Source organism: Lysinibacillus mangiferihumi, from assembly GCF_003049665.1.
Taxonomy (GTDB): Bacteria; Bacillota; Bacilli; order Bacillales_A; family Planococcaceae; genus Lysinibacillus; species Lysinibacillus mangiferihumi.
In genome coordinates, this window is the sequence record NZ_PYWM01000001.1 from 106,093 (window position 1) to 130,496 (window position 24,404).

A 24,404-nucleotide genomic window follows, 5' to 3' on the forward strand; every position below is an offset into this window, starting at 1 on the left:
AGTTGATTTCTAGTATGATATTGGATAGTGATAGGGGGGAAACCCGTGGATAACGGTTCTAAAAAACAAGAAATGTTTTCAAAAATGGAAGAAAAAAAATCTGAGGTAAAAATCGTGAGAAAAATCGTAGCTATTATAGCCATTACGTTTTTATTATTATTTGGCATTATCGGTTTAATTGGGTACAACTACGTAAAAAGTGCGCTTAAACCGGTGAATCCGGATGCGACTAAAACCATTGCTGTTGAAGTACCAATTGGCTCCAGTTTAAGTTCGATTTCGGCTTTGTTAGAGAAAAAGGGCATTATTAAAGATGCGAAAGTCTTTAAATATTATGCCAAGTTTAAAAATGAATCTCAATTCCAAGCAGGAAATTATGATTTAACCCAAGCGATGACATTGGACGAGCTGATTGAGAGTTTAAAAACAGGCAAGGTGTATCGTGAGCCAATCTTTACGATGACGATTCCAGAAGGTCTAACACTTGATCAGATTGGTAAAATCGTTGAAAAGAAAACACCTTATACTCAAAAGGAGTTTATGGATTTAGTAACAAGTGAAGCATTTGTTCAAAAAATGATGGCCAACTATCCAGAACTTATTACAGATGCGGTTTTAGCTGATAATATTCGCTATGACTTAGAAGGTTATTTATTCCCAGCAACATATTCTTATTTTGAAGAAAAGCCTTCGTTAGAGTCAATTGTTGAAGAAATGATTGCAGCGATGAATAATGTAGTGAAAAATTATAGTGAAGTGTTAGTTGAAAAACAAATGTCAGTCCATCAACTTTTAACGTTTGCATCGTTATTAGAGGAAGAGGCAACAGCACAAACAGATCGTGAAACGATAGCGAGTGTATTCTATAATCGTATAGAGAAAGGCATGCCACTACAAACAGACCCAACTGTTTTATATGCCCTTGGTTCACATAAAGACCGCGTGTTATATGAAGATACGGAAGTAGAAAATGCTTATAATACTTACAAAAATAAAGGATTACCGCCAGGGCCAATTGCTGGTGCTGGAAAAACTTCGATTGAAGCTACGTTAAATCCAAGCAAAACAGATTATTTCTATTTCCTTGCGGATAAAGAGGGTGTCAACCACTTCTCAAAAACATATGATGAGCATTTGCAAAAGAAAGCACAATATATTAAGTAAATCTCAGTAATTTGAGGCAAAAAATAGCACAATAAAATAGATAGAAGGAAAGAAAAATAGCTTTCCTTCTATTTTCGTGCTATTATAAATTGTGATTTTTAATCAATTATACGTGGTGGCAATTGTTTCGTGCATATCGACTAACAATTGCTCATTTTTGTATGGCAAAGTACCAAGACATCACGTTTGGTCTTTTTCTTTTTGTAGCAAAGTGATGATGAAGTTTGGATAACGGGAGTGCTCGTTTCCTTTTAAATGAGGGTGAATTTTACAATGGAATTATCGGATGCATATATACAATCATTTATTCAACCACGTAATGACTTGCTTTTAGAAATGGAAGCATATGCGGAAGAAAATCATGTACCGATTATGCAGTTAGCAGGAATAGACGCACTGAATCAGTTGCTACGTATTCAAAATCCGTCAAAAATTTTAGAAATTGGCACGGCAATTGGTTACTCAGCAATACGGATGGCAGAAGCTTTGCCAAATGTGCAGATTGTTACGATCGAACGTGATGTAGAACGTGTCGCTCGTGCAAAAGCTTATATTGCAAGATCGACTGTGTCCAATCGTATTACGGTTATTGAGGGAGATGCTTTAGAGGTAGACGATAAGGCAATTCACACAACTTTTGATGCGATTTTTATTGATGCAGCGAAGGGACAATACCAACGATTTTTCGAAAAATATGCCCCTCTTGTCAACTCGGGAGGCGTCTTGTATATCGATAATATGTATATGCATGGCTTGTCCGATTTGGACTTAAAAGACGTACCACGTCGCAAGCGCACAATGATTCGGAATTTAAAAAACTTTACCGATTGGATTATGCACCATCCTGACTATACAAGTGCATTTTTACCAGTCGGGGATGGCTTATTATTATGTTTGAAGAGGTGACGACTATGAAAAAACCTGAATTGCTTGTTACACCGCAATCAGTGGACCATGTAAAAGCACTGTTAACAGCTGGAGCCGATGCTTTTGTCATTGGAGAACAACAATTTGGTCTTCGTCTTGCAGGAGAATTTTCAGTGAGCGAAGTAGAAGAAGCAACGAAGCTAATACACGCAGCAGGCAAAAAGGTGTATGTTGCAGTGAATGCGCTTTTCCATAACGAAAAACTAGATGCATTAGGTGACTACTTAAAAGAAATGCAACGCATAGGTGTAGATCGTTTAATTTACGGCGACCCTGCGGTTATTATAGTGCGTCGCGAGCAAGGTGTAACCATTCCGCTGCACTGGAATCCGGAAACGACGGCTACCAACTGGTTTACTGCGAATTATTGGGGTAAACGTGGTGCAACACGTGCTGTGCTAGCGCGTGAGCTTTCATTAGATGAAGTAATAGAAATTAAAGAAAACGCAGAAGTAGAAGTGGAAGTACAAGTACATGGCATGACTTGTATGTTCCAATCGAAGCGTCCATTACTAGGTCATTATTTCTTATATCAAGATAAAGTAATGACAATTGAAAATCGTCAAGAAAACCGTAATATGTTCCTTCATGATGATGAGCGTAACAACAAATATCCAATTTATGAGGATGCAAATGGGACACATATTTTCAGTCCAAATGATATGTGCATTATTGATGAGCTAGGCGAGTTATTTGAAGCAGGCATCGATGCGCTAAAAATTGAAGGTGTTTTACAAACGCCGGAATATGTAGTGACAGTTACAGAAGCATATCGTCGAGCAATTGACACATATTTTGACGAATCAGAAGATGCATATGACGATATTAAAGATGATTTACTGGCTAAAATTGAAGAAATTCAACCTGCTATTCGACCACTCGATACGGGCTTTATCTTCAAGGAAACAGTTTACTAGGAGGTGGCAAGAACATGGCATTGGCATTAGAACAAAATGACAAAATCCGTGAAATGATAAACGGTAAACGCGTCATTACAAAAAAACCTGAACTACTTGCCCCTGCAGGTAGCTTAGAAAAACTAAAAGTAGCTGTCCATTATGGTGCGGACGCAGTATTTATCGGAGGTCGAGAATTCGGTCTTCGCTCAAACGCAGATAATTTTTCTATCGAAGATATGCGTGAAGGTGTAGAGTTTGCAAATAAGTATGGATCAAAAATTTACGTGACAACGAATATTTTCGCTCATAATGAAAATATGGATGGTTTAGAGCAATATTTAAAGGATATTGAATCAGCAGGCGTTACTGGCATTATTGTAGCGGACCCACTTATTATCGAAACATGTCGTAGTGCTGCGCCGAAGCTAGAAATCCATCTTTCTACACAACAATCTTTATCAAACTGGAAAGCAGTACAGTATTGGAAAGAAGAAGGCTTACACCGCGTTGTTCTAGCACGTGAAGTGGGCGGCGAAGAAATGAAGCTAATGAAAGAAAAGGTCGATATCGAAATTGAAGCATTCGTTCATGGTGCAATGTGTATCGCCTATTCAGGTCGTTGTGTGTTATCAAATCATATGACAGCACGTGACTCCAATCGTGGTGGCTGCTGCCAATCTTGTCGTTGGGATTATGATTTATACGAGTTGGAAGACGGCGAGGAAAAAGCGCTCTTCGATGACAATCATGCACCTTTTGCGATGAGTCCGAAAGATTTAAAGTTAATTGAAGCGATTCCACATATGATTGAGCTTGGCATTGACTCATTAAAAGTCGAAGGCCGTATGAAATCGATTCACTATGTGGCAACAGTAGTTTCTGTCTATCGTAAAGTCATTGATGCATATTGTGCAGACCCTGACAATTTTAAAATTAAACGGGAATGGCTAGAAGAGTTAGATAAATGTGCAAATCGTGACACTGCTGAGGCGTTTTTCCATGATGCACCAGGTCATGAAGAGCAAATGTTTGGCGTTCATGGTCGTAAAACAACATATGAATTTGCAGGGCTTATTTTAGAGCATGATCCTGAAACAAAAATTGTAACGATGCAACAACGTAACTATTTTAAACCAGGTGATGAAGTAGAATTTTTTGGGCCAGAAATCGAAAATTTCCGCATTACAATGGGGGAAATTTGGGATGAGGACGGCAATAGCTTAGATGCGGCACGTCATCCATTGCAAATTGTTAAGTTTAAATGTGAAACACCACTTCAACCGCACAACATGATGCGAAAGGAGAATAATTAATGGCAATCAAGCGTCCAGTTGTCATCGGAATCGCTGGTGGCTCATGCTCAGGTAAAACGAGTGTGACCCGTGCTATTTATGATGTTTTCCGTGAGCATTCTGTCGTAGTCATTGAACAAGATTACTACTATAAAGATCAAAGTCATTTAACATTTGAAGAACGACTAGGAACGAATTATGACCATCCACTAGCGTTTGATAATGATTTATTGATTGAGCATATAAAAAAATTATTAAAGCGTCAGCCAATCGATAAGCCGGTTTATGACTATGTACAGCATACGCGTGCCAAGGAAGTTATCCATGTAGAGCCAGTAGATGTTATTATACTAGAAGGAATTTTAGTATTAGAGGATGCAGACTTACGTGGTTTAATGGACATCAAATTATTTGTTGATACGGATCCGGATTTACGTATTATTCGTCGTATTCTACGTGATATTAAAGAGCGTGGACGTACTACAGATTCTGTAATTGACCAGTACCTATCTGCAGTACGACCGATGCATAATATGTTTATAGAACCGACTAAACGTTATGCTGATATTATTATTCCTGAAGGTGGAGAGAATGGCGTAGCGATTGATTTGATGGTAACGAAAATTAAAACTATTCTTGAAACTGACAACGTATTGTAATAAGATAGAGTGGTATTGACAATATTTACATGCTTTATAAAGCATATTTTTGTAAGGCATGCATACTATTAGGTCAAAGCGTATTTTGAAATGGATTAAAAATAATAAAATTCGATTAAATGCATTTTTCAAAGCATTTGGTCGAGTTTTATGTTTTTATATTGATGAAATAAGGAGTGAAGTACTTTGTCAAACGAAAAACAGTACCCAATGACTGCAGAGGGTAAAAGAAAATTAGAAGAAGAATTAGTGAAATTAGAAACAGAAACGCGTAAAGAAATTGTAGAGCGTATTAAAATTGCACGTGACTTCGGAGACCTTTCTGAAAATGCCGAGTATGACTCAGCAAAAGAAGAGCAAGCCTTTTTAGAAGGACGTATTTCTACATTAAAATCAATGATTCGTAACGCAGTAATTATTACTGAAGATGAAACGGACAACAGTGTAGTTTCGCTTGGGAAAACGGTTACATTTGTAGAAATTATTAACGGTAAACCATCTTCTGATGAAGAATCTTATACGATCGTTGGTTCTGCCGAGGCTGATCCAATGGAATTCCGAATCTCAAATGAATCACCAATTGCAAAAGGCTTACTTGGAAAAGCAGAAGGTGAAGAAGTAGTTGTACAAACCCCTGGTGGTGAAATGAAAGTGAAAATTCTTTCAATTAAATAATCACAGATGTACAAGCAGTTAGCTCTTCTTTCTAGAGAAGAGCTAACTGTTTTTATTTTGCAAGTCGTGTGGAACTTGATAAAATATTGGCTAGAGAGGGGGAGACTTCATGGGTGAACGACAAACACGAAGCAGTCGTCATTTGCAGCCATCTCACAATAAAAAGCTAGATAAAATGTTAAATATTTTAATTGGCATTGTCATTATATTAATTGTGATAGTGGCAACGTATGTGTTTAAGTGGCAAGATGACGCACAAGAAGCTGTTAAAGAGGAACCAGCTCAAGAGCAAAAGAACGATGAAAGTGAGAAGGAGCCTTCAAAAGAGGAAGACATAGCGAGTAACGACGAACAGTCACAAGATGAAGAACAGACGAAAGATTCAGACGAGTCGAAAGATGCAGAACAGCAACCAGAACAAAATACGGCAGTTGAAACGACGTCAGACAATCCAATTGTTGACCGTGTTGTCACAGATAAAAGTTGGAAACCGACGCCGACAACGCAAACTGGAGAGCATGTGTCATCCTACGATGATCAATCTGTAGATTGGGCAGAAAAAATTGCGACAGTGACAGCCGTTACTGGCATTACAAATGACAATATGATTGTTTGGCGCTTGCAAAATAATGGTGGTGCCAATAAAGCCATTGCAACGGTTTCGACAAAAGATAAAAGTGAAAAGTATCGTGTCAGCATGGAATGGGTTGATAACGAAGGCTGGCTTCCTGTAAAACTAGAACAGTTGAATACATTAGAAGGTGCCTATTGACGAAAACTGCTGTATTGATTATTTTTAAATCTATTGGGTAAAAACATAGCTCAATAGCACAATGTTTGTTGACCAGAACCATTATCCGTAGGTAATGGAAAAGCGTCAACGGATGTTGGGGATTTGTGGCGGGTGCTTGTTACAATACGGATGCCAAAGCCGACACATCGTTGTTTAATAGAGTTGGATAAAAGAAGGGGAGTAATGAATTCATGAAAATCGCAGTTATCGGTGCAATGGAAGAGGAAGTAGAGTTATTACGCGCATCTTTAGAAGGTGCTACTAGTACAACAATTGCTGGTAGTGAATACACAACAGGGACATATGAAGGAAAAGAAGTAGTGCTATTAAAAAGCGGTATTGGTAAAGTCAATGCAGCAATGTCGACAACAATTTTATTACATGAATTCAAACCAGATGTAGTCATTAATACAGGGTCTGCTGGGGGTTATGATGAGGCCCTTGAAGTTGGAGCTGTTGTTATTTCAGATGAAGTACGTCATCATGATGTAGATGTTACAATTTTCGGTTATGAAATTGGTCAAATGGCAGGTATGCCTGCTGCTTTCCAATCAGATTCAAAATTAATAAAAGTTGCCGAAGAAGCTGTAAAAGCAGTTGGTGAACATCAATACGGTATTGGCTTAATTTGCTCTGGTGATGCCTTTATGAATGACCCAGTACGTGTGGAAGCAGTGCGTCAACATTTTCCTCAAATGAAAGCTGTTGAAATGGAAGCGGCAGCTGTTGCACAAGTATGCTATCAATTCGGAACACCTTTCGTGGTTATTCGTGCACTATCTGATATTGCTGGCAAAGAATCAAACATCAGCTTTGATGAGTTCTTACCAGTCGCTGCAAAACATTCAACACAAATTGTATTAAAAGCAATTACGGCTCTATAAATCTACATGTAATAGACAAAGTGAGCAGTGAAAAAGTGAGAAAAATCACAGTCGTAAATAATCTTCAATGCTACAATGGCATTATATTCTCTTCATAGTACGATGGGAGGTATTCAATATGCTATTTTTAACAGCAGGTGTCGTGATAATTACAATGTTAATCGGCACGCTTATTTCGGCAGATCTGACAGAAGCAACGCATTAATACTTTATAGAAAGCTCCTTTGTGGCTGTTAAAGTCAAAAAGGAGCTTTTTATTGTTCGAGGAAACAACGGACTCCTCAATGGACACCAGCCACGCTAAAGTGTGTTAGCAACTAATGAAAATCGTTATGCAAAGAGCATCAATAAAACAAGTACTGCTATGTCAAGATTGAATTTTTATCAATAACAAATTACAATAAATTACTCAATAGACTTTTGATCTCTTTTATAAAATTGATAGAGTTTAATGAGTGCTCGCTTTTCAATGCGAGATACATAACTACGAGAAATATTTAAGCGGGCAGCAATTTCTTTTTGTGTCAGTGCATCATGCTGATTTAGCCCATAACGGAGTGTGACAATTTCCAGCTCGCGTTCATCGAGCATGTGCAAATAATGGTACAACTGGGCAACATGTTCTTTATGTTCGATTTTTTCGGTTGCACTTTCTTCATCGCATTGTAGCAGGTCGCGAATTTGTAATGCATTGCCATCTTTGTCTGTGCCAATTGGTTCAAATAAGGATACATCTTTTTGTACTTTTTTCTGGGTCCTTAAATGCATTAAAATTTCATTTTCAATACAGCGTGCTGCGTACGTTGCAAGGCGCGTCTTTTTATCGGGTGTATAACTTTCAACAGCTTTCATTAGACCGATTGTTCCGATGGAAATATAATCATCGAGTTGTTCATGTTTTGGATGGAATTTCTTTACGACATGTGCAACAAGTCGCATATTGCGCTCAATTAAATCGAGACGCGCTTGCTCATCACCACCTAAAAATCGTTCAATACAAGCAGCTTCCTCTTCTTTAGAAAAGGGTTTATGGAATGTTTGCCCTTTTAAATAACCGAATAATGCAGGGATTTCAAACCATAACTGCAACATAGAAGTAAAAATTCCGCTCATTGAATGATTTCATCCTTTCCCCATTTTTCGACAGTATATGTTAAGAAAGGTCGTTCAATGAAAAAAAGTGCAACAGCAATTACGCTGTTACACTTTTCTTAACGTGAATGTACTAATCATTAGTAAAGCTAAAATCGGTAATAGGAAAAGATAAAAGGCTGGATGGAACGTAGTCGACGCAAAATACGTTAATGTTAATAGCGTACCAGCAGCTGTTATCGGGAGCCCAGTAAAATAACCGTTTGCTTCACTAATATTGAAGCGAGCTAATCGCATCGCACCGCAGACGATATAAAGAACGGTCATCATCATGCCCGCGAAACCAAAATCAACTAGGACAACTTCATACATTAATAATGCAGGTGCTACACCAAATGATATAATATCACTCATAGAATCTAATTGTTTACCTAACTCAGATACTTGTCCGAGCGCGCGTGCCACTTTCCCGTCATAGCGATCGAGAAGAGCAGCAATAAAGATAAACAAGACACTATAGCTATAATATTCATGTAAAGTGGCCATTATGGCCGCGCCACCAAAGGACATATTACTAATTGTGATGAAGTTTGCTGCGTGCGATTTCATTTTCTTAACCGTCGTATCCACCAACTTGTGATAAAAAAACAAGGCGGATCACTCCTTTGCACTTAAGATATTGTACCATTATACTTCGGATGAGAAAAAATTGACAGTCTAATTTAATGGATAGGGGTTTTGCTTTATGAAAGAAAAACTATACCAACGCTTAATAGAATTAACGAATGGCAAACAATCTTCCCAGCTTTTACAAACTATTGCTAAAGCGAAGTGGAGTAAGCGAATAATTCCAAGCTATATGAAATTATACGATATTAACCTTGAAGAAGTTTCAAAAAAACCACAACAATTTTCAAGTTTGCATGATTTTTTTACAAGAGAGCTTTTAACAGATGCACGACCAATAGACCAAAATCCTACTGTTTTTACAAGTCCAGTGGATGCAAAAGTGGAATCCTTTGGCCGCATTGAATGGGATATGACTTTTCTTGTAAAGGGCAAACCTTATGCTTTACAGGACTTACTAGGGAATAAAGATCGTGCTGCGCAATATGCAGATGGACATTTTATCGTATTTTATTTAAGTCCTGCTGATTATCATCGAATCCATAGCCCAATTGATGGCGATGTGTTAAGACAATATACACTGGGACAATCATCTTTCCCGGTCAATCAGCTAGGACTCACTTATGGCAAAAAGCCAATTTCTCATAACTATCGTCTTGTAACGGAGTTAAAAGTGGCAAATGACCAGCATGTGGCATTTATTAAAGTCGGTGCTACTTTTGTCAATTCCATTGTGTTAACAAATACAACAGCCCAGTGGCAAAAGGGAGAAGAAGTTGGTTATTTTTCATTTGGTTCGACAGTGGTCATGCTATTTGAGAAAGATACCATTACATTTACGGACAATGTTGTACAAGGAAGTCCAATTCGCATGGGTGAAGCCTTTGCAAATATGCTATAATGGTCGAATAATACGTTTAGATTAGGGGTCGCTATTTTGTATAATTTTTTATTACCAGATGAATTTGTGACAAGCATTTTTGAAATAACACCAGAAAAGCTTCAAGAATTAGGCATTAAAGGAATTATTACAGATTTAGATAATACGCTTGTGGAATGGGACCGTGCAGATGCAACGGAAGAGCTAATTATCTGGCTACGTATTATGAAGGAATCTGGCATTCGTGTAATTATCGCTTCAAATAATAAAGAAGCACGTGTAAAGCATTTTGCTGAGCCACTTAACATTCCATATATTCATAAGGCAAGAAAGCCACTTCGTAATGCTTTTTATAGTGCTGTTATTCAACTAGGCTTACGTCCTAATGAAGTAGTAATGGTAGGAGACCAGCTACTTACAGATGTGATGGGCGCCAAACGTTTAGGCTTGCATACTGTTTTAGTAAAACCAGTTGCACAATCAGATGGGCTCGTAACAAAATTTAATCGTTTCGTTGAGCGTCGTGTGTTCAATGATTTAAAACGTAAAGGAATAATTACTTGGGAGGAACAAGAATGAACGAAATGCCAAATTGTATTGGCTGTGGTACGACAATTCAAACAGAAGATAAAACAGCAGTAGGGTATGCACCCCCATCATCATTAGAAAAAGACGTAGTCATTTGTCAACGTTGCTTCCGTTTGAAAAATTACAATGAAATACAATCTGTGTCATTAACAGATGACGATTTTCTGCGTATTTTGAATGGCCTTGGAACACAGCAAGGCTTGATCGTGAAAATCGTTGATATTTTTGACTTCAATGGTAGCTGGTTGCCAGGGCTTCATCGCTTCGTTGGCAAAAATCCAGTGCTATTAGTAGCGAATAAAGCTGATTTACTGCCAAAATCAGTAAAGCCTAAAAAAGTGATTAATTGGCTCAAACGTGAAGCGAAGGCACTTGGTCTACAACCAATTGATGTGCTGTTAGTTAGTGCACATAAGGGCCAAGGAATGGCTGAGGCAATGGAAGCTATAGACCAATATCGCAACGGCCAAAACGTGTACGTAGTAGGTTGTACTAATGTTGGGAAATCCACGTTTATTAACCGCGTTATTAAGCAGGCTACGGGTGAAGGAGAAGTCATTACTACCTCGCATTTCCCTGGCACTACATTGGACATGATTGAAATTCCACTCGATGATGGTAGTGCATTATATGACACACCTGGGATTATTAATCACCATCAAATGGCACATTATATTGATGCAAGCGAATTAAAGTATATTATGCCCAAAAAAGAAATTAAGCCGAAAGTGTATCAGCAAAATGCAGGACAAACATTATTTATTGGTGCACTTGCGCGATTTGACTTTATTCAAGGGGAACGTTCAGCATTTACAATTCATGTGGCAAATGATTTGCCAATCCACCGTACAAAGCTTGAAAAGGCAGATACGCTATATGCTGAGCATAAGGGGGAATTACTGGCACCTCCGACTGCAGACTTTATCGATAAGCTTCCAGAGTTAGTCCGTCATGAGTTTTCAATCAAAGAAGCAAAAACAGATGTGGTCTTTTCGGGACTTGGCTGGATTACGGTACAGCATGCGAATGTGGTCATTGCTGCTTATGCACCAAAAGGTGTACAAGTATCAATTCGTCCATCGCTCATTTAATATTAGTAAAGAAGAGAAGAGGAACTAGGACATGAAGAAGTGGTTTGCAGTAATTGGTGATCCGATTGAGCATTCAAAATCACCAGCCATGCATAATGTTTGGTTTGAAGAAATGGCAATCGATGCAGCCTATATTCCAGTGCACGTACCATCACATCAGTTAGAGGCAGCGATTGCTGGTTTTAAAACATTAGGTGCTAGTGGTTGGAATGTGACGATACCGCATAAGACAGCAATCATTCCTTATTTAGACGAGCTAGATGAGTTAGCAGAAAAAATGGGTGCGGTGAACACCGTTGTACGAACAAAAGAGGGGAAGTTAAAAGGATACAATACAGATGGGCTTGGTTTTGTACGCTCATTAGAAGAAGCTGTCGGCAAGTCACATAAAGATAAGCATGTGCTTCTAATTGGAGCGGGCGGAGCAGCTCGTGGCATCGCATTTGCCATGCAACAACAAGGATATATGAATTTAACAATCGCCAATCGTACAGTTGCCAATGCACAAGCAATTATCGATGAACTCGGAACAGGGCGTGCAATTTCTTTAGCGCAAGCGGAGGAATCGTTGGCTGACTTTGGCATTTTGGTGCAAATGACGTCAGCTGGGCTTGTAACGGGTGACTTTTCGATGCCATTTTCATTGAATCGACTAGCGAAAGGCGCAATTGTTGCAGATATTGTGTATAATCCATTAATGACGCCTTTTTTACAAGCGGCTGTGGAAAAAGGAGCGACCGTTGTAACTGGTCTTGGAATGTTCGTACATCAAGGTGCGATTGCGTTCCAATACTGGCTCGATGAATATCCAAATACAAATTCAATGATTGCGCGATTAAATGCGCAATTAGGAGGACAATAATTTTTATGTTAACAGGTAAACAAAAGCGTTTTTTACGTGCAGAAGCACATCATTTAACACCGATTTTCCAAGTAGGAAAAGGCGGCGTGAATGACGAAATGACAAAGCAAATTCGTGAAGCATTAGAAGTACGTGAACTAATTAAAGTGCGTATTTTAGATAACTGTGAAGATGACAAAAACGAAGTGGCAGAGGCTCTTGCAAAAGGTGCACATGCTGAACTTGTTCAGTTAATTGGCTTGACAGTTGTTTTATATAAAGAATCACGTAACAACAAGAAAATTGTGTTACCAAAAGCAGCGAAATAAGGTGAAACGATGAAGAAGGTCGGTTTACTTGGAGGTACGTTTAATCCACCGCATATTGGACATCTAATCATGGCAAACGAAGTCTTTCATGCATTAGAATTAGATGAGGTACGTTTTTTGCCAAATGCTCTACCACCCCATAAACAAGCTCCGCATGATGCGAGTGATGACAAACGCCTAGAAATGGTGAAGCGCGCCATTCAACCTTATCCGCATTTTCGTGTTGAGTCGTATGAGGTTGATAAGGGCGGTGTATCCTATTCCTATAACACACTTGCTGCATTATGTGAAAAGGAGCCTACTGTGAAGTTTTACTTTATCATTGGTGGCGATATGATTGATTCACTCCATACGTGGTATTGTATTGATGAGCTAGTGGAACTTGTTCAATTTGTCGGCGTAAAGCGTCCAAAGACAGAAGCGCTTACGGAGTATCCTGTATTAATGGTGGAAGTACCGCAAATCGATTTATCGTCGACACTGATTCGTGAGCGCCTTGCTACTGGTAGAACGGTAACCTTTTTACTGCCAGAAGCGGTAGAGACGTTTATACGAGAGGAAGGTCTTTATGGAACGCGAACAGTATTTAGCAGCGATTAAACCTCGCATGCCTGAGAAACGCTATATCCATACACTTGGTGTAATGGAAACAGCCATACAGTTAGCAAAAATCTATGGTGAAAACGAGAGCAAAGCAGAAACAGCTGCCATTCTTCATGATATTGCAAAGTATGCCGATATCGAATGGATGGAGGAAATCGTTAAAACACAACAGTTAGATCAACAACTGATTGGCTGGGGCAGTGAACTACTACATGGGCCTGTTGGTGCGTATATTGCTGAAAGTGAATTCGGCATAACGGATGAGGAGATATTAAATGCAATCCGTTTCCATACGACAGGACGTGTAGCGATGAGTAATTTAGAAAAAATAATTTTTGTTGCAGATATGATTGAACCGAATCGAAAATTTGATGGTGTAGAACGTCTGCGAAAAAAAGCGCAAAAGAATTTGGATAAGGCTATGAGTGCCTGCATACGTCATACATTGGCGTTTTTAATTGATAGTAAACAGGCCATCTATCCATTATCTATAGCATGTTATAACGATATGATGAAAAGAGAGGACAGTGAAGGATGACTTCAACTTTATTACAAGCAGCTTACAAAGCAATCGACGACAAACATGGCGAGGATATTGTCGTTTTAAATATGCGAGGTATTTCACTTTTAGCAGATTATTTCATCATTGCACACGGGAATTCAGATCGCCAAGTACAAGCGATTGCGCGTGAATTACAAGAGGTAGCAGTGAAAGAGGGACACGAAATTCGTCGTGTTGAAGGCTTCGATGGCGCACGCTGGATTTTAGTAGACCTTGGTGATGTTGTAGCACATATATTCCACAAGGATGAGCGTGCTTACTATAACTTAGAGCGTCTATGGGGCGATGCACCACAATTAGACGTATCAGAGGCGTAAGTGAGTAGCTACGAACGTTTTGCCCATGTATACGATGAGCTCCAAACGGATATTCCGTATGATCGTTATGTGAAGTGGGTAGAGCAACATGCGCCGAGCAAACAATTCCCGAAGCTTTTAGATATTGGCTGTGGCACTGGTGTGCTTGGCCTGATGCTAGCAAAGGCTGGTTATCAGGTAAGTGGTATTGATTTGTCAGAAGATATGCTTGCTATAGCCGCAGAGCGTTTTGCAGAGGCGGGTTTACAAGTGCCGCTGTTCTGTATGTCGATGCATGAATTGGACGGCTTTGAGGCACTGGATGTTGTCACGATTGCCATTGATTCACTTAACTATGTGGTGGAACAAGCAGACGTTTATTCGACGCTAGAGCGTATTTTTCATACGTTACGACCAGGTGGTCAACTGTTCTTTGATGTCCATTCATTATTTAAAATGGATGAAATCTTTTTAGATGGACCATTTACGTATGATGATGGAGATATTAGTTACGTATGGCATACAGAGCCTGGGGACTATGAACATTCGATTGTCCATCAAATGACGTTTTATGTTCGAGATGCTGGAAGTGATTTGTATGAACGTTTTGATGAGGAGCATTTCCAACGTACATTTGCTATTGAACACTATATGACATGGCTTCGTGAGATTGGCTTTACAGATATAGAAGTAACAGCAGATTTTACAGAGGAAGCACCAAAATACGAAAGTGAACGCATTTTTATACGTGCGGTGAAATGATAATTGCAACAGGTACTCCTGAAAGTTTGATAAGATGGAGGCCAATACTTAGAAAAGTTCGGTATTATACCGAACTTTTTCTGATTAAATATAAGGTTTTAATAATATATGGCTTGAACAATTTTGTTTTGGATAGAAAGCATCTATCTACTTTTCTCCATCAGAACGATAGTATATGATTAAAACAGACTCCATATGATTACCTTTTGCATAGAAAGGATGGTTTGCATGATCCAATTTTTATGGCAAAAGTATAAGAAAAGTGTGTTGCTCCCCAGCATACTAGTAATCAGTGGACTTTGTTACTTCTTTTTCTCGAAATTTGACTCTTCACCTCCCCAAGAAGAGCTCATCGAAACAATCCAACCGACAGAACAGCTAGCAATAATAGAAGAACCTGTTGAAGAAGCGGTCGTACAGCAGGTGCTCATTGATATAAAGGGTGCTGTATTGCATCCAGGTGTCTATGCACTTAAGCCAGATCAACGTATGATAGATGCAGTCCAGCTTGCAGGCGGCTATAGTGAGGACGCTGATACACGGTACATTAATCATGCGCAAAAGGTGCAGGATGAAATGGTTATTTATATTCCTGTAAAAGGTGAAAAACTTGATGACGTAATGTCCAGTTTCAACATTGCCACAGCAAATGAAAGCAACCTGACAACGAATAATAAAATCAATGTCAATAAGGCAGATCATACAGAGCTGGCAACATTAGTTGGGATAGGTCCTTCTAAGGCACAAAATATTATTGCCTACCGTGAGGAACATGGACGTTTCCAAACAATAGAAGATGTAAAAAAGGTGGCAGGTATCGGTGAAAAAACATTTGAAAAGTTTAAGGATGCCATTACGGTTAACTAATTTTACAAATAATGTGAAGTTGACGACCCTTTTCTAAAAGGGCTACACTAGAGTAGAAAAGTGACTGTGGCATGGAAGCGCAGTTTGTTATTAATGTAAGTAAATTTAGGAGGTAGTCATATGGAGCGTATTACTTGGGATCAATTTTTCATGGCACAAAGCCATTTACTCGCGTTACGTAGTACTTGTACAAGACTAGCAGTAGGCGCAACAGTTGTACGTGATAAACGCATTATAGCAGGAGGCTATAACGGCTCAATTACAGGTGATGAACATTGTATTGAAGAGGGTTGCTATGTTGTTGATAACCATTGTGTACGTACGGTGCATGCAGAGATGAATGCTCTTCTACAATGCGCCAAGTACGGTACACCGACCAAAGGAGCAGATTTGTATGTGACACATTTCCCTTGTTTGCCATGTACGAAGTCCATTATTCAAGCAGGAATTGAACGTGTCTATTATGCAACAGATTATAAAAATAATCCATATGCTCAAGAGTTATTTAAAAAAGCAGGTGTAGAAGTATTACATGTACCCTTTGATGAGCGCAAAATTGATTTTTTAAGAAATGAAAAATTAGCCTTGTACATAGATATGCTACATGCATTACGTGAAAGCGGCATGCCAGCAGAAAAATTGCTCCCTTATGAACAGAAGGTGAGTGCATTATTTGGCAAAATACAATAAAGCATAAATGGATTTATGTAGCACTAGCTGTACTTGTTGCTTCGCTTGCGGCACACAAGTCAGCTTGGCTACTTGTTGGTGTTCTGTTATTAGCATCATGGCTTATTTTAAAAGGTGAGGCAATGATGATACCAGCACTTGTGATAGGTGTTGGACTGCTTTCTTTCTTCTTTTTTTCCACCATTCGATTGACGGAACCTTCCCCCTTACCGTCAACTTTTCAATTAACATGGACGAGCGACTATAAAATTAATGGGCAACGGCTTAGTGGTTTTGCAAAAACAGAGACAGGTGAAACACTCTATGTGATGTATACATTGTCCTCAGAGCAAGAAAAACATTTTTATGAAACGACATCGATTACAGGTTTTACCTATGTCGTTCAGGGAGAACTGGTAGCACCGAATCCACCAGCACATGCTTACGCTTTGTCCTTTGATAAATATTTAGTGAGCAAAGGCGCAAGGGGCATTTTTGAAGTCAAGAGCTGGTCGTTGATAGCAAAAGAAAAATCATTAGGCATAGTGCTTGCAAAGTACAGATTCCACCTAAAAAAGCATATTGAAACTATTTTTCCTGCCTCCCTTGTAGCTGAGGCACAGGCGTTGCTTATTGGTTTACGGGATCATGTAGACGATGAGCATCAGCGAGCATATCAGAAGCTAGGCATTACGCATCTATTTGCTATCTCTGGCTTACATGTCGCACTCGTTTCATGGTTGTTTTATGAAGGATTACTACGAGTGGGTATACGAAAAGAAATAGCGACAATTGTCCTGCTCGTTGTGTTACCTCTGTATGGTGTGTTAGCCGGTGGAGCGCCTTCTGTAGTTCGAGCTGTTTCGGTTGTAGAACTGGTAATGTTAATGCGCTTTGCGAGGTGGCAGTTGCCAGTTGATGACGCACTAGCCATTAGTTTTATTGGCTTTGTTTTACTGGAGCCTGGGGTAATATTTCAACTGGGCTTTCAGTTTTCTTATCTTGCAACAATGAGCCTTTTATACTCGAATGCAATCTTGCAGGGCAGGCACTGGTTGTTCAAATCTTTGTTAGTCACGTTTGTATGCCAACTACTTGTGTATCCGCTATTACTTTATCACTTTTATGAACTATCAATCTCATCGTTTATTGCAAACATTGTTTTTGTGCCATTATTTTCGGTTGTTATTTTACCGACAAATCTGACGTTGCTCATTGTCTCGTTCATCTCGATGCCTTTAGCTAAGCTATTTTTCAAATTTTATGAGCCTTTGCGTGCTTGGCTGTCGGAAGCCATCATATATTTACAAGCTTTGCCGATGCAACTATGGACGCCTGGAAAACCTGCATTATGGCTAGTATGTCTAGCGTTTGTTAGCGTGCTTAGTAGCTTGTATTTTTTAGAAGCGAGACGCTATGGTAAAGTTGCCATGATTCTTTTAATACCTGTTCTTTGTATTGAATTTGCACCTAAATTATATAGCGAAACGAGAATGACATTTTTAAATGTAGGGCAGGGTGATTGTACAGTCATCGAATTACCGTTTAGAAGGGCCGTATACGTGGTAGATGCTGGAGGTGTACTTCGATTCAAGGAAGAGGATTGGAAGGCTCCTAAGCGCCCCTATGAGGTTGGTAGGCAGGTTATTGTCCCGTTTTTAAAAGGAAAAGGTATTCGACAGGTGGATATAATGATTATGACACACCCAGATGCTGACCATGTAGAGGGGGCAGAAGAAGTGCTAGAGGAGATTAGGGTGCGTGAAATTCATGTAACACCTAGCTCCCTCGATAAACCAGTAATGCAAGACTTATTAGCGGAAGCGGCGAAACAAAAAGTTCCTGTAAAAGAAAAAATGAAAGGTACTTCATGGCGTGTGGGGTCGACAAATTTTCACTATTTATCACCGGATGATACACATTATGAGGGCAATAATGATTCCCTTGTGTTATTTGTACAACAGGAATCGTTTCGTGCATTGTTAACAGGCGATTTGGAGGAAGCTGGTGAACATCAGTTAATAAAGCAATATGGACCACAATTGGCAAACATAACGCTTTTAAAGGCGGGGCATCATGGTAGTAAAACTTCAAGCATTGAGCCATTTGTAGAGCTTCTACAGCCTAAATTAACCATTTTTAGTGCAGGACGTAATAATCGCTACAATCATCCGCATGAAATAGTAGTCGAACGTTTTCGACGGCGTGAATTAGCAACGATGATAACGGGTACAGATGGGACGATTGAAGTGGTAGCACATAAAGATAGATGGCATGTGCGTACTGAAAAAGACCTTGTCCAAAACTGAACAAGGTCTTTTACATTGGTATAAAAGGTAGCTTACATTGCTGCGTAGTCTACTATTACTGCGATGATAAACATAATAGTGAAAACCCCAAAAGACACGCCGAAACCAACGCCAGAATCAATAGCATCGTTACGTTTGCATTGTATATTTTTACCTTCAAATGGATTCATTGTCATCCCTCCAATTCTGTTATTTATTATAAGACATCATTTTCATAAAAGCTATATCGAAAAGACGAATTACCAATGTGGCAAGGAATCGACACAATTTAGCCCAAAGTCACAACAGAAACTAAATCATGTATACTAATAGTATTGCTAGATGGAGGTAAAAATATGATATCAACGGTTTGGAACAATATAAAAAAAGGTCAGCTTGCACCTGTATACTTAATCATTGGTGAAGAAAGCTATTTTATAGACGAAACAGTGAAACGTTTAAAGGAAGCACTCGGCACAGAAGAAGAAATTGAAATGACTGCTTTTGACTTGGAAGAATTACCGGTAGATGTCGTAATGGATGAAGCGGATACGATTCCATTTTTTTCAGAGCGTAAACTGGTGATTGCTAAAAACGCATCGTTTTTAAAGGCAACTGAAAAGGGAAAAGAAAAAATCGAGCATGATGTGAAACGTTTGGAGGCATGGCTTGCAAATCCTTCAGATTTTTCTGTAACAGTTTTTATTGCACCATACGAAAAGCTAGATGAACGTAAAAAAGTGACAAAAATGATGAAAGAGCATGCGCTCATTGTCCAAGCCGAAACGCCGAAAGAACAAGATTTAGCAGTATGGATTCAAGGACTTGTGAAAGCACAGGGCAATACGATTACACAAAGTGCTATTGAGCAGCTTGTATCAATGGTTGGACCGAATATGCTACAGCTACAGATGGAAATGGAGAAACTATCTCTCTATGTAGGTGAGGGCGGAGAAATAACAACGATGCTCGTAGAAGATTTAGTAGCAAAAACGTTAGAACAGGATGCCTTTAAAATGTTAAACGCATATTTTGGACATGACCCTGTAGCGGCATTGTCGATTTACCATGATTTATTGCGCCAAAAGCAGGAGCCGATTATGCTTGTCGGGCTTCTTGCTTCGAATGTACGGACGATGTCGAATGTGTTTTATTTGCTGAAAAAGGGCTATCATCCACAGCAAATTGCAAAAAACTTAAAAATTCACCCATATCGTGTCAAGTTAATGGTTGAGCAACGCAACCGTCCATCTGAAGAAAGTTTACTGAAAGCTTTATATCAGTTGGCAGAAGTCGATTTACAGTTAAAAACAGCAGGAGGAAACCGCGAGCGATATTTAGAACTATTTTTACTACGCCAACTGTAAAAAACATTAACTAGTTGGACATGAATGGTTGTATAATGTCGTGGGGGGTTTTTGAACGTGCATACACGAATTCAGTACATGGACAGCCTTAGAGCCATTGCGATTCTAGGCGTATTACTTTTGCATGCTGCGACTCCTTACGTCGTGCTTTATGACAAAATTGCTTTATTTGACTGGCAAACAGGCATTGTTTATAATGCATTATCGCGCTGGTGTGTGCCCATTTTTTTAATGATTAGTGGGGCACTGTTACTTGGGCGGAAAGAAGAATCGCTGCGTACTTTTTTTAAAAAACGTGCGAATAAAATTTTACTACCTTTTATTGCTTGGTCGATAATCTATTATGCGTGGGCAACGTATATGTGGAATCCTGGGTATTCGTTGAAAGAGTTTCTAATCATGTTTTTTAATAATCAGATATATTATCATTTGTGGTATTTTTATGCGCTTATCGGTATTTATTTACTAGCGCCCGTCTTTAATATTTTCGTTAATCATGCCTCGAAACAAATGATAGCCTATGTGGTTGTTCTCTGGATATTATTTTATGGAGGTTTCCGTTATTATTCATATATTGTGAGTAATGAATTTACATTGTTTTTCCCTTTAAGTGAGTATATCGGTTTCTTTATACTGGGCTACTATTTAGCGACATTTGAACTATCGAAAAAATGGCGTGTGGGCATTTACATGCTAGGGATAGTTGGAGCACTTGAAACAATCCTACGTACTAATGTTTTAACAGAGCAGCAAGGACAATTTACAAGCTATGCTTTTTCCTATTCTAGTCCAAATGTTATTGCGATGAGTATCGCTCTCTTTGTTTTTGTGAAATATTGGGTCAATCGTAAAGTGGCAAGCGGAAGCTATGAGACAAGTAGAATTGTTAAGTTAATTGGGCAAACAAGTTTTGGTGTGTACTTAGTACATGCAATGATCTTAGATAAAGTCCGCCCGTACTTTTTTGATGAAAATGAGCTTTTTGTCAAACCGCTAATTGCTATTCCATTACAAGTACTCATTATTTTAGTGCTTTCCACAATAGTTGTGTGGCTTATGCAGAAAATACCATATCTAAAAAGAGTGATTTAGTTAAGGAAGATTCATACATAATAACAAGTATGAATCGTTTTCCTGATAAATAAAATCCGCTGTGCCTTTCCGAGGGGAAGACAAGGAGCACCTTTAAGGGTCTCATGTTTTTTCGAAGAAGCATAGCGGATTTTTTATTGGGCAATCCTATAATTGTTGAAAAACGAAAAAAGACCAGTTACTCAAGAAGAGTAAACTGATCCTTTATAAACACTTACGCTTTTTTAGCTAGGCGAGACTTTTTACGAGCCGCCGCGTTTTTGTGGATAAGTCCTTTTGAAGCTGCTTTATCTAAAGATTTGTAAGCTGCTTGTAAAAGTTCTTGTGCGTTTTCAGCGTTAGCAGCAACAGCGTTTTCAGCTTTTTTCACTGTAGTACGCATTGCAGATTTAGCTTGAGAGTTAGCAACGTTTGCTTTTTCGTTAACTTTTACGCGTTTAATCGCAGATTTAATGTTTGGCATATCTTTCACCTCCTAAAATAGGTACGAGATGATATCTTCTCATTGATTTCTTGTGTCAATACAACAAAAATCATTTTAACAAACGCTAGGCTAAATTGCAATAGATAAATGCAAAGAATATTTACTTGACAGTTTGAACAAACTACTAATTGAGGTGAGCTGAATGCAAAATTTAAATTGGCAACGGACTGATTTAATTGATGAATCTGAAGAGGTCGTTTTACATCAAACGAAGGAACAAAAAGAAACACTTGAACAATCATCTGGGGTTCAAATCGAAGACCGCACTGCAGGACGCGTGAAAATAACCGATGTCCAAGTGAACGCAGAAGGCAAGAAACAAATAGGCAAAAAAGAAGGGAAATATATAACCCTTTCCGTACCAACGCTTACATTAGAAGATGAGGATGGATTTGAACAACTTGAAAAAGCCTTGCTAGCAAACTTTAAAACGTTACATGAATCAATTTCTTGGCAGAAGGATGACAAAATATTAATTATAGGGCTTGGCAATCGAACGATAACACCAGATGCCATTGGACCATATGTTATCGATCACTTGCATAGTCTAGATAAAATCGATGACAAATTTGTCATGTATGCACCAGGTGTGACAGGGCAAACAGGCTATGAAACAGGTGAATTTGTAGCAGCATTAGCTGAGCGTCTACAACCAAAACTCATCATCGTCGTAGATGCCCTCGCAACAAGAGCAAGCGACCGCTTATGTAAAACCATCCAACTTACCGATACAGGCATTCACCCAGGTTCAGGTGTCGGCAATCAACGCAAGGAAATTTCCTTAGAAATGCTTGGTATCCCTGTCACGGCTATTGGGATTCCAACAGTTGTTGATGCACCCGTGCTAATTGCTGACGCAGTAGAGGTGATGTTACGCACGATTGCAGCGCGAGTTGCAGAGAGAGGAAAACCGTCGTCTAAATTATCATTATCTTCATGGCGTCCAGATATTAATAAAGAACTTGATATGTCCCTCGTTACACCCATTTTCGGTGAATGGGCAACATGGTCAAAAGAGGAGCGTCAACAGCTTTTTGAAGAGACTTTTGCTGCTTCGCATGCACAGTTAATGGTCACACCGAAAGAAGCCGATTATTGGATAGATCGGTATGCAACACTCATTTCAACTATGCTTACAAAATGGGCAAACGATCTATAAATTCATCGTTCTAAAAGACACATCCCCTCCATACGATAAGGGGAGGAGGGTGTGACTTTGCTAAAAAAACTACAATGGTCAATTGGTCTATTATTGTTCTTTTTCGTATTACCAGTCATTGCTGGGCAACTTCCGTTCAACAAGCAAGCATCGACTCCGATTAAACAACCAGAGGATAAACAAGTCGTGTTTGCCGCTACTAATTTAGAAGAAGAAAGTGAACTAGAGAAGACGAAAGAGCAGACACCAGAATCGACACCAAAATCAACGTCAGAGCCGACAAAAGAGCAGGATCCATTTAAAGTATTATTATTATTTACACATTCACAAGAAGCCTATCAACCGATGGTAAAAGCAGTTAAAGGAAAAGTGGACGTTTATGATGACAAAACAAATATTTATAACTTACAAGGCGCCATTTCCAAGCACTTTAGCATGAACGGTATCCAGACGGATGTATTAGATGTTGATGTGATGAAGGTAATGAAATCCGAAGGCAAAACTTTTCCACAAGCTTATAACACAGTACGTCCCTATTTATCTAATCGTTTACAAGAGCAATCCTATAATTTAATAATTGATTTGCATCGAGATTCGGCCAAACGGAATGCGACAACTACTATGCATAACAATCAATCATATGCACGTATTGCCATAGTCGTAGGCGCAGAACATAAAAATTACAGATGGAATACGGCTTATGCAGAAAGTCTTTCTGCTGCCATGAATGACATTGTGCCAAAGGTTTCAAGAGGGGTTATATCGAAAAGTGGTGATAATGTAGATGGTCGCTACAATCAAGATTTAGCTAAAGAGATGATTTTAATTGAATTAGGTGGCATCGATAATACAGAAGATGAGTTAAATCGTACAATTGCTGTTATTGGAAAAGCAATTGCAAAAACCTTTGTAACGGAATCTAAAAGTTAAACAGTTATTAACTATATTGAATTTTTCCTATTCAAGTTCAAGCGATTTTTTCATCGCTGTCCACTTTAGAAAATAGTTTGATGCCATCAATAAAGGGTAATGAATGGTATGTAAGGTGCCAATTGAGAGAATTACCTAAAAAAATTTTTTACTAGGTCTTTCAATTGTTGATACCTTGCATTATACTTTTCAAGTCAGCTCATACGCCTTATTGAATCGGGCGATTTTCGATTGTGTTCATCAATGAAAAAGCCGTTTCAAAAGCATCTTCCATTATGGGCAGATGCTTTTTTTGTTGTTTGGTTGCAACATTACAAATTTTTAATATAAAAGTGACTTTAATGATGTTTTATACATATGATTTGTAAGAAATATAGTAATTTTTTATACTCTTTGGTAGCGAAAATAGAGTTGAAAAACGAATGAACATGGTATAACCAAAATCCCACCGTGGAAAATTTTTTTGCTTAAGAAAATGATCAACCTTTTAGGTGGCTCATACGTCTTTAATATTATAAGTAAGTAAAGAATAAAGCGTAGAAAAGGAGCAGAGGCTAGGCAATATACTCACATTTTGTAAATAA

The 24,404-nt window shown here is 38.7% G+C and carries 28 protein-coding genes; 24 read left to right on the forward strand and 4 right to left on the reverse strand.

Annotated elements, in window-relative coordinates:
- The first annotated feature begins 45 nt into the window (after positions 1-45).
- From mltG to mtnN, 8 genes are all read left to right on the forward strand, one after another.
- The gene (gene mltG / locus C9J37_RS00580; RefSeq protein ID WP_107893808.1) at positions 46-1,164 is read left to right on the forward strand and encodes an endolytic transglycosylase MltG; all 1,119 of its coding nucleotides are present in this window, start codon (positions 46-48) and stop codon (positions 1,162-1,164) included.
- A 273-nt stretch (positions 1,165-1,437) separates the two neighbouring features.
- Positions 1,438-2,070: an O-methyltransferase gene (locus C9J37_RS00585; protein WP_107893809.1), complete on the forward strand. Its 633-nt coding sequence runs from the start codon at positions 1,438-1,440 to the stop codon at positions 2,068-2,070.
- Positions 2,071-2,075: 5 nt separating this feature from the next.
- Positions 2,076-3,008 (forward strand): peptidase U32 family protein, encoded by a 933-nt coding sequence (locus C9J37_RS00590; protein WP_024363105.1) that lies wholly within the window; start codon positions 2,076-2,078, stop codon positions 3,006-3,008.
- A gap of 14 nt (positions 3,009-3,022) precedes the next feature.
- Positions 3,023-4,303, forward strand: coding sequence for a peptidase U32 family protein (locus C9J37_RS00595; RefSeq protein WP_107893810.1), 1,281 nt, complete (start codon positions 3,023-3,025; stop codon positions 4,301-4,303).
- Entirely contained in the window at positions 4,303-4,941 is a 639-nt protein-coding gene (gene udk / locus C9J37_RS00600) for a uridine kinase (protein WP_024363103.1), read from the forward strand. Before C9J37_RS00595 ends, udk begins: the two co-directional genes overlap by 1 nt.
- A 186-nt stretch (positions 4,942-5,127) precedes the next feature.
- Positions 5,128-5,616 (forward strand): transcription elongation factor GreA, encoded by a 489-nt coding sequence (gene greA / locus C9J37_RS00605; RefSeq protein ID WP_024363102.1) that lies wholly within the window; start codon positions 5,128-5,130, stop codon positions 5,614-5,616.
- A 109-nt stretch (positions 5,617-5,725) separates the two neighbouring features.
- Positions 5,726-6,388 carry a YrrS family protein gene (locus C9J37_RS00610; protein WP_107893811.1) on the forward strand — a complete coding sequence of 221 codons (663 nt, stop codon included), beginning with the start codon at positions 5,726-5,728 and terminating at the stop codon, positions 6,386-6,388.
- Between the two features lie 212 nt (positions 6,389-6,600).
- On the forward strand, positions 6,601-7,293 hold the full coding sequence (mtnN, locus tag C9J37_RS00615) for a 5'-methylthioadenosine/S-adenosylhomocysteine nucleosidase (protein WP_107893812.1): 693 nt from the start codon (positions 6,601-6,603) through the stop codon (positions 7,291-7,293).
- A gap of 405 nt (positions 7,294-7,698) precedes the next feature.
- Here the strand turns inward: mtnN and sigK are convergent, their stop codons facing one another.
- The gene (gene sigK / locus C9J37_RS00625; RefSeq protein WP_024363098.1) at positions 7,699-8,406 is read right to left on the reverse strand and encodes an RNA polymerase sporulation sigma factor SigK; all 708 of its coding nucleotides are present in this window, start codon (positions 8,404-8,406) and stop codon (positions 7,699-7,701) included.
- 87 nt (positions 8,407-8,493) lie between these two features.
- Positions 8,494-8,994 carry a CDP-diacylglycerol--serine O-phosphatidyltransferase gene (gene pssA / locus C9J37_RS00630; RefSeq protein ID WP_051147750.1) on the reverse strand — a complete coding sequence of 167 codons (501 nt, stop codon included), beginning with the start codon at positions 8,992-8,994 and terminating at the stop codon, positions 8,494-8,496.
- 136 nt (positions 8,995-9,130) lie between these two features.
- Here pssA and C9J37_RS00635 point away from each other — a divergent pair, with 136 nt between their 5' ends.
- From C9J37_RS00635 to C9J37_RS00690, 12 genes are all read left to right on the forward strand, one after another.
- Positions 9,131-9,913 carry a phosphatidylserine decarboxylase gene (locus tag C9J37_RS00635; RefSeq protein ID WP_107893814.1) on the forward strand — a complete coding sequence of 261 codons (783 nt, stop codon included), beginning with the start codon at positions 9,131-9,133 and terminating at the stop codon, positions 9,911-9,913.
- Positions 9,914-9,946: 33 nt separating this feature from the next.
- Positions 9,947-10,471 carry a YqeG family HAD IIIA-type phosphatase gene (locus tag C9J37_RS00640; RefSeq protein ID WP_231786343.1) on the forward strand — a complete coding sequence of 175 codons (525 nt, stop codon included), beginning with the start codon at positions 9,947-9,949 and terminating at the stop codon, positions 10,469-10,471.
- Positions 10,468-11,571 carry a ribosome biogenesis GTPase YqeH gene (gene yqeH / locus C9J37_RS00645; RefSeq protein WP_107893815.1) on the forward strand — a complete coding sequence of 368 codons (1,104 nt, stop codon included), beginning with the start codon at positions 10,468-10,470 and terminating at the stop codon, positions 11,569-11,571. Before C9J37_RS00640 ends, yqeH begins: the two co-directional genes overlap by 4 nt.
- A 31-nt stretch (positions 11,572-11,602) precedes the next feature.
- Positions 11,603-12,433: a shikimate dehydrogenase gene (aroE, locus tag C9J37_RS00650; RefSeq protein WP_107893816.1), complete on the forward strand. Its 831-nt coding sequence runs from the start codon at positions 11,603-11,605 to the stop codon at positions 12,431-12,433.
- A 5-nt stretch (positions 12,434-12,438) separates the two neighbouring features.
- On the forward strand, positions 12,439-12,741 hold the full coding sequence (gene yhbY, locus C9J37_RS00655; RefSeq protein WP_025220069.1) for a ribosome assembly RNA-binding protein YhbY: 303 nt from the start codon (positions 12,439-12,441) through the stop codon (positions 12,739-12,741).
- Positions 12,742-12,750: 9 nt separating this feature from the next.
- Positions 12,751-13,341 carry a nicotinate-nucleotide adenylyltransferase gene (locus C9J37_RS00660; protein WP_024363091.1) on the forward strand — a complete coding sequence of 197 codons (591 nt, stop codon included), beginning with the start codon at positions 12,751-12,753 and terminating at the stop codon, positions 13,339-13,341.
- Complete coding sequence (yqeK, locus tag C9J37_RS00665; RefSeq protein WP_024363090.1) at positions 13,310-13,882, forward strand: bis(5'-nucleosyl)-tetraphosphatase (symmetrical) YqeK; 573 nt, start codon at positions 13,310-13,312, stop codon at positions 13,880-13,882. The genes C9J37_RS00660 and yqeK overlap by 32 nt, the downstream gene beginning before the upstream one ends.
- On the forward strand, positions 13,879-14,223 hold the full coding sequence (gene rsfS, locus C9J37_RS00670) for a ribosome silencing factor (RefSeq protein ID WP_107893817.1): 345 nt from the start codon (positions 13,879-13,881) through the stop codon (positions 14,221-14,223). Before yqeK ends, rsfS begins: the two co-directional genes overlap by 4 nt.
- On the forward strand, positions 14,224-14,964 hold the full coding sequence (locus tag C9J37_RS00675; protein WP_107893818.1) for a class I SAM-dependent DNA methyltransferase: 741 nt from the start codon (positions 14,224-14,226) through the stop codon (positions 14,962-14,964).
- 228 nt (positions 14,965-15,192) lie between these two features.
- Positions 15,193-15,831 (forward strand): helix-hairpin-helix domain-containing protein, encoded by a 639-nt coding sequence (locus C9J37_RS00680; protein WP_107893819.1) that lies wholly within the window; start codon positions 15,193-15,195, stop codon positions 15,829-15,831.
- Between the two features lie 120 nt (positions 15,832-15,951).
- On the forward strand, positions 15,952-16,521 hold the full coding sequence (locus C9J37_RS00685) for a ComE operon protein 2 (RefSeq protein WP_024363086.1): 570 nt from the start codon (positions 15,952-15,954) through the stop codon (positions 16,519-16,521).
- Positions 16,522-16,643: 122 nt separating this feature from the next.
- Positions 16,644-18,809: a DNA internalization-related competence protein ComEC/Rec2 gene (locus C9J37_RS00690; protein ID WP_235616976.1), complete on the forward strand. Its 2,166-nt coding sequence runs from the start codon at positions 16,644-16,646 to the stop codon at positions 18,807-18,809.
- Between the two features lie 32 nt (positions 18,810-18,841).
- Here C9J37_RS00690 and C9J37_RS00695 read toward each other — a convergent pair whose 3' ends face one another.
- Positions 18,842-18,979 carry a YqzM family protein gene (locus C9J37_RS00695; RefSeq protein WP_024363084.1) on the reverse strand — a complete coding sequence of 46 codons (138 nt, stop codon included), beginning with the start codon at positions 18,977-18,979 and terminating at the stop codon, positions 18,842-18,844.
- 165 nt (positions 18,980-19,144) lie between these two features.
- Here C9J37_RS00695 and holA point away from each other — a divergent pair, with 165 nt between their 5' ends.
- Together holA and C9J37_RS00705 are read left to right on the forward strand one after the other, a co-directional pair.
- A complete protein-coding gene (gene holA / locus C9J37_RS00700) occupies positions 19,145-20,155 on the forward strand; it encodes a DNA polymerase III subunit delta (protein WP_025220064.1) in 1,011 nt (336 codons plus the stop codon).
- Positions 20,156-20,212: 57 nt separating this feature from the next.
- On the forward strand, positions 20,213-21,247 hold the full coding sequence (locus C9J37_RS00705; RefSeq protein ID WP_107893821.1) for an acyltransferase: 1,035 nt from the start codon (positions 20,213-20,215) through the stop codon (positions 21,245-21,247).
- Positions 21,248-21,461: 214 nt separating this feature from the next.
- Here C9J37_RS00705 and rpsT read toward each other — a convergent pair whose 3' ends face one another.
- Positions 21,462-21,710: a 30S ribosomal protein S20 gene (gene rpsT / locus C9J37_RS00710; RefSeq protein ID WP_024363081.1), complete on the reverse strand. Its 249-nt coding sequence runs from the start codon at positions 21,708-21,710 to the stop codon at positions 21,462-21,464.
- Positions 21,711-21,873: 163 nt separating this feature from the next.
- Here rpsT and gpr point away from each other — a divergent pair, with 163 nt between their 5' ends.
- Both gpr and spoIIP read left to right on the forward strand, forming a co-directional pair.
- Positions 21,874-22,890: a GPR endopeptidase gene (gene gpr, locus C9J37_RS00715; protein WP_025220063.1), complete on the forward strand. Its 1,017-nt coding sequence runs from the start codon at positions 21,874-21,876 to the stop codon at positions 22,888-22,890.
- Positions 22,891-22,941: 51 nt separating this feature from the next.
- Positions 22,942-23,820 carry a stage II sporulation protein P gene (spoIIP, locus tag C9J37_RS00720; RefSeq protein WP_235616977.1) on the forward strand — a complete coding sequence of 293 codons (879 nt, stop codon included), beginning with the start codon at positions 22,942-22,944 and terminating at the stop codon, positions 23,818-23,820.
- Positions 23,821-24,404: the final 584 nt, after the last annotated feature.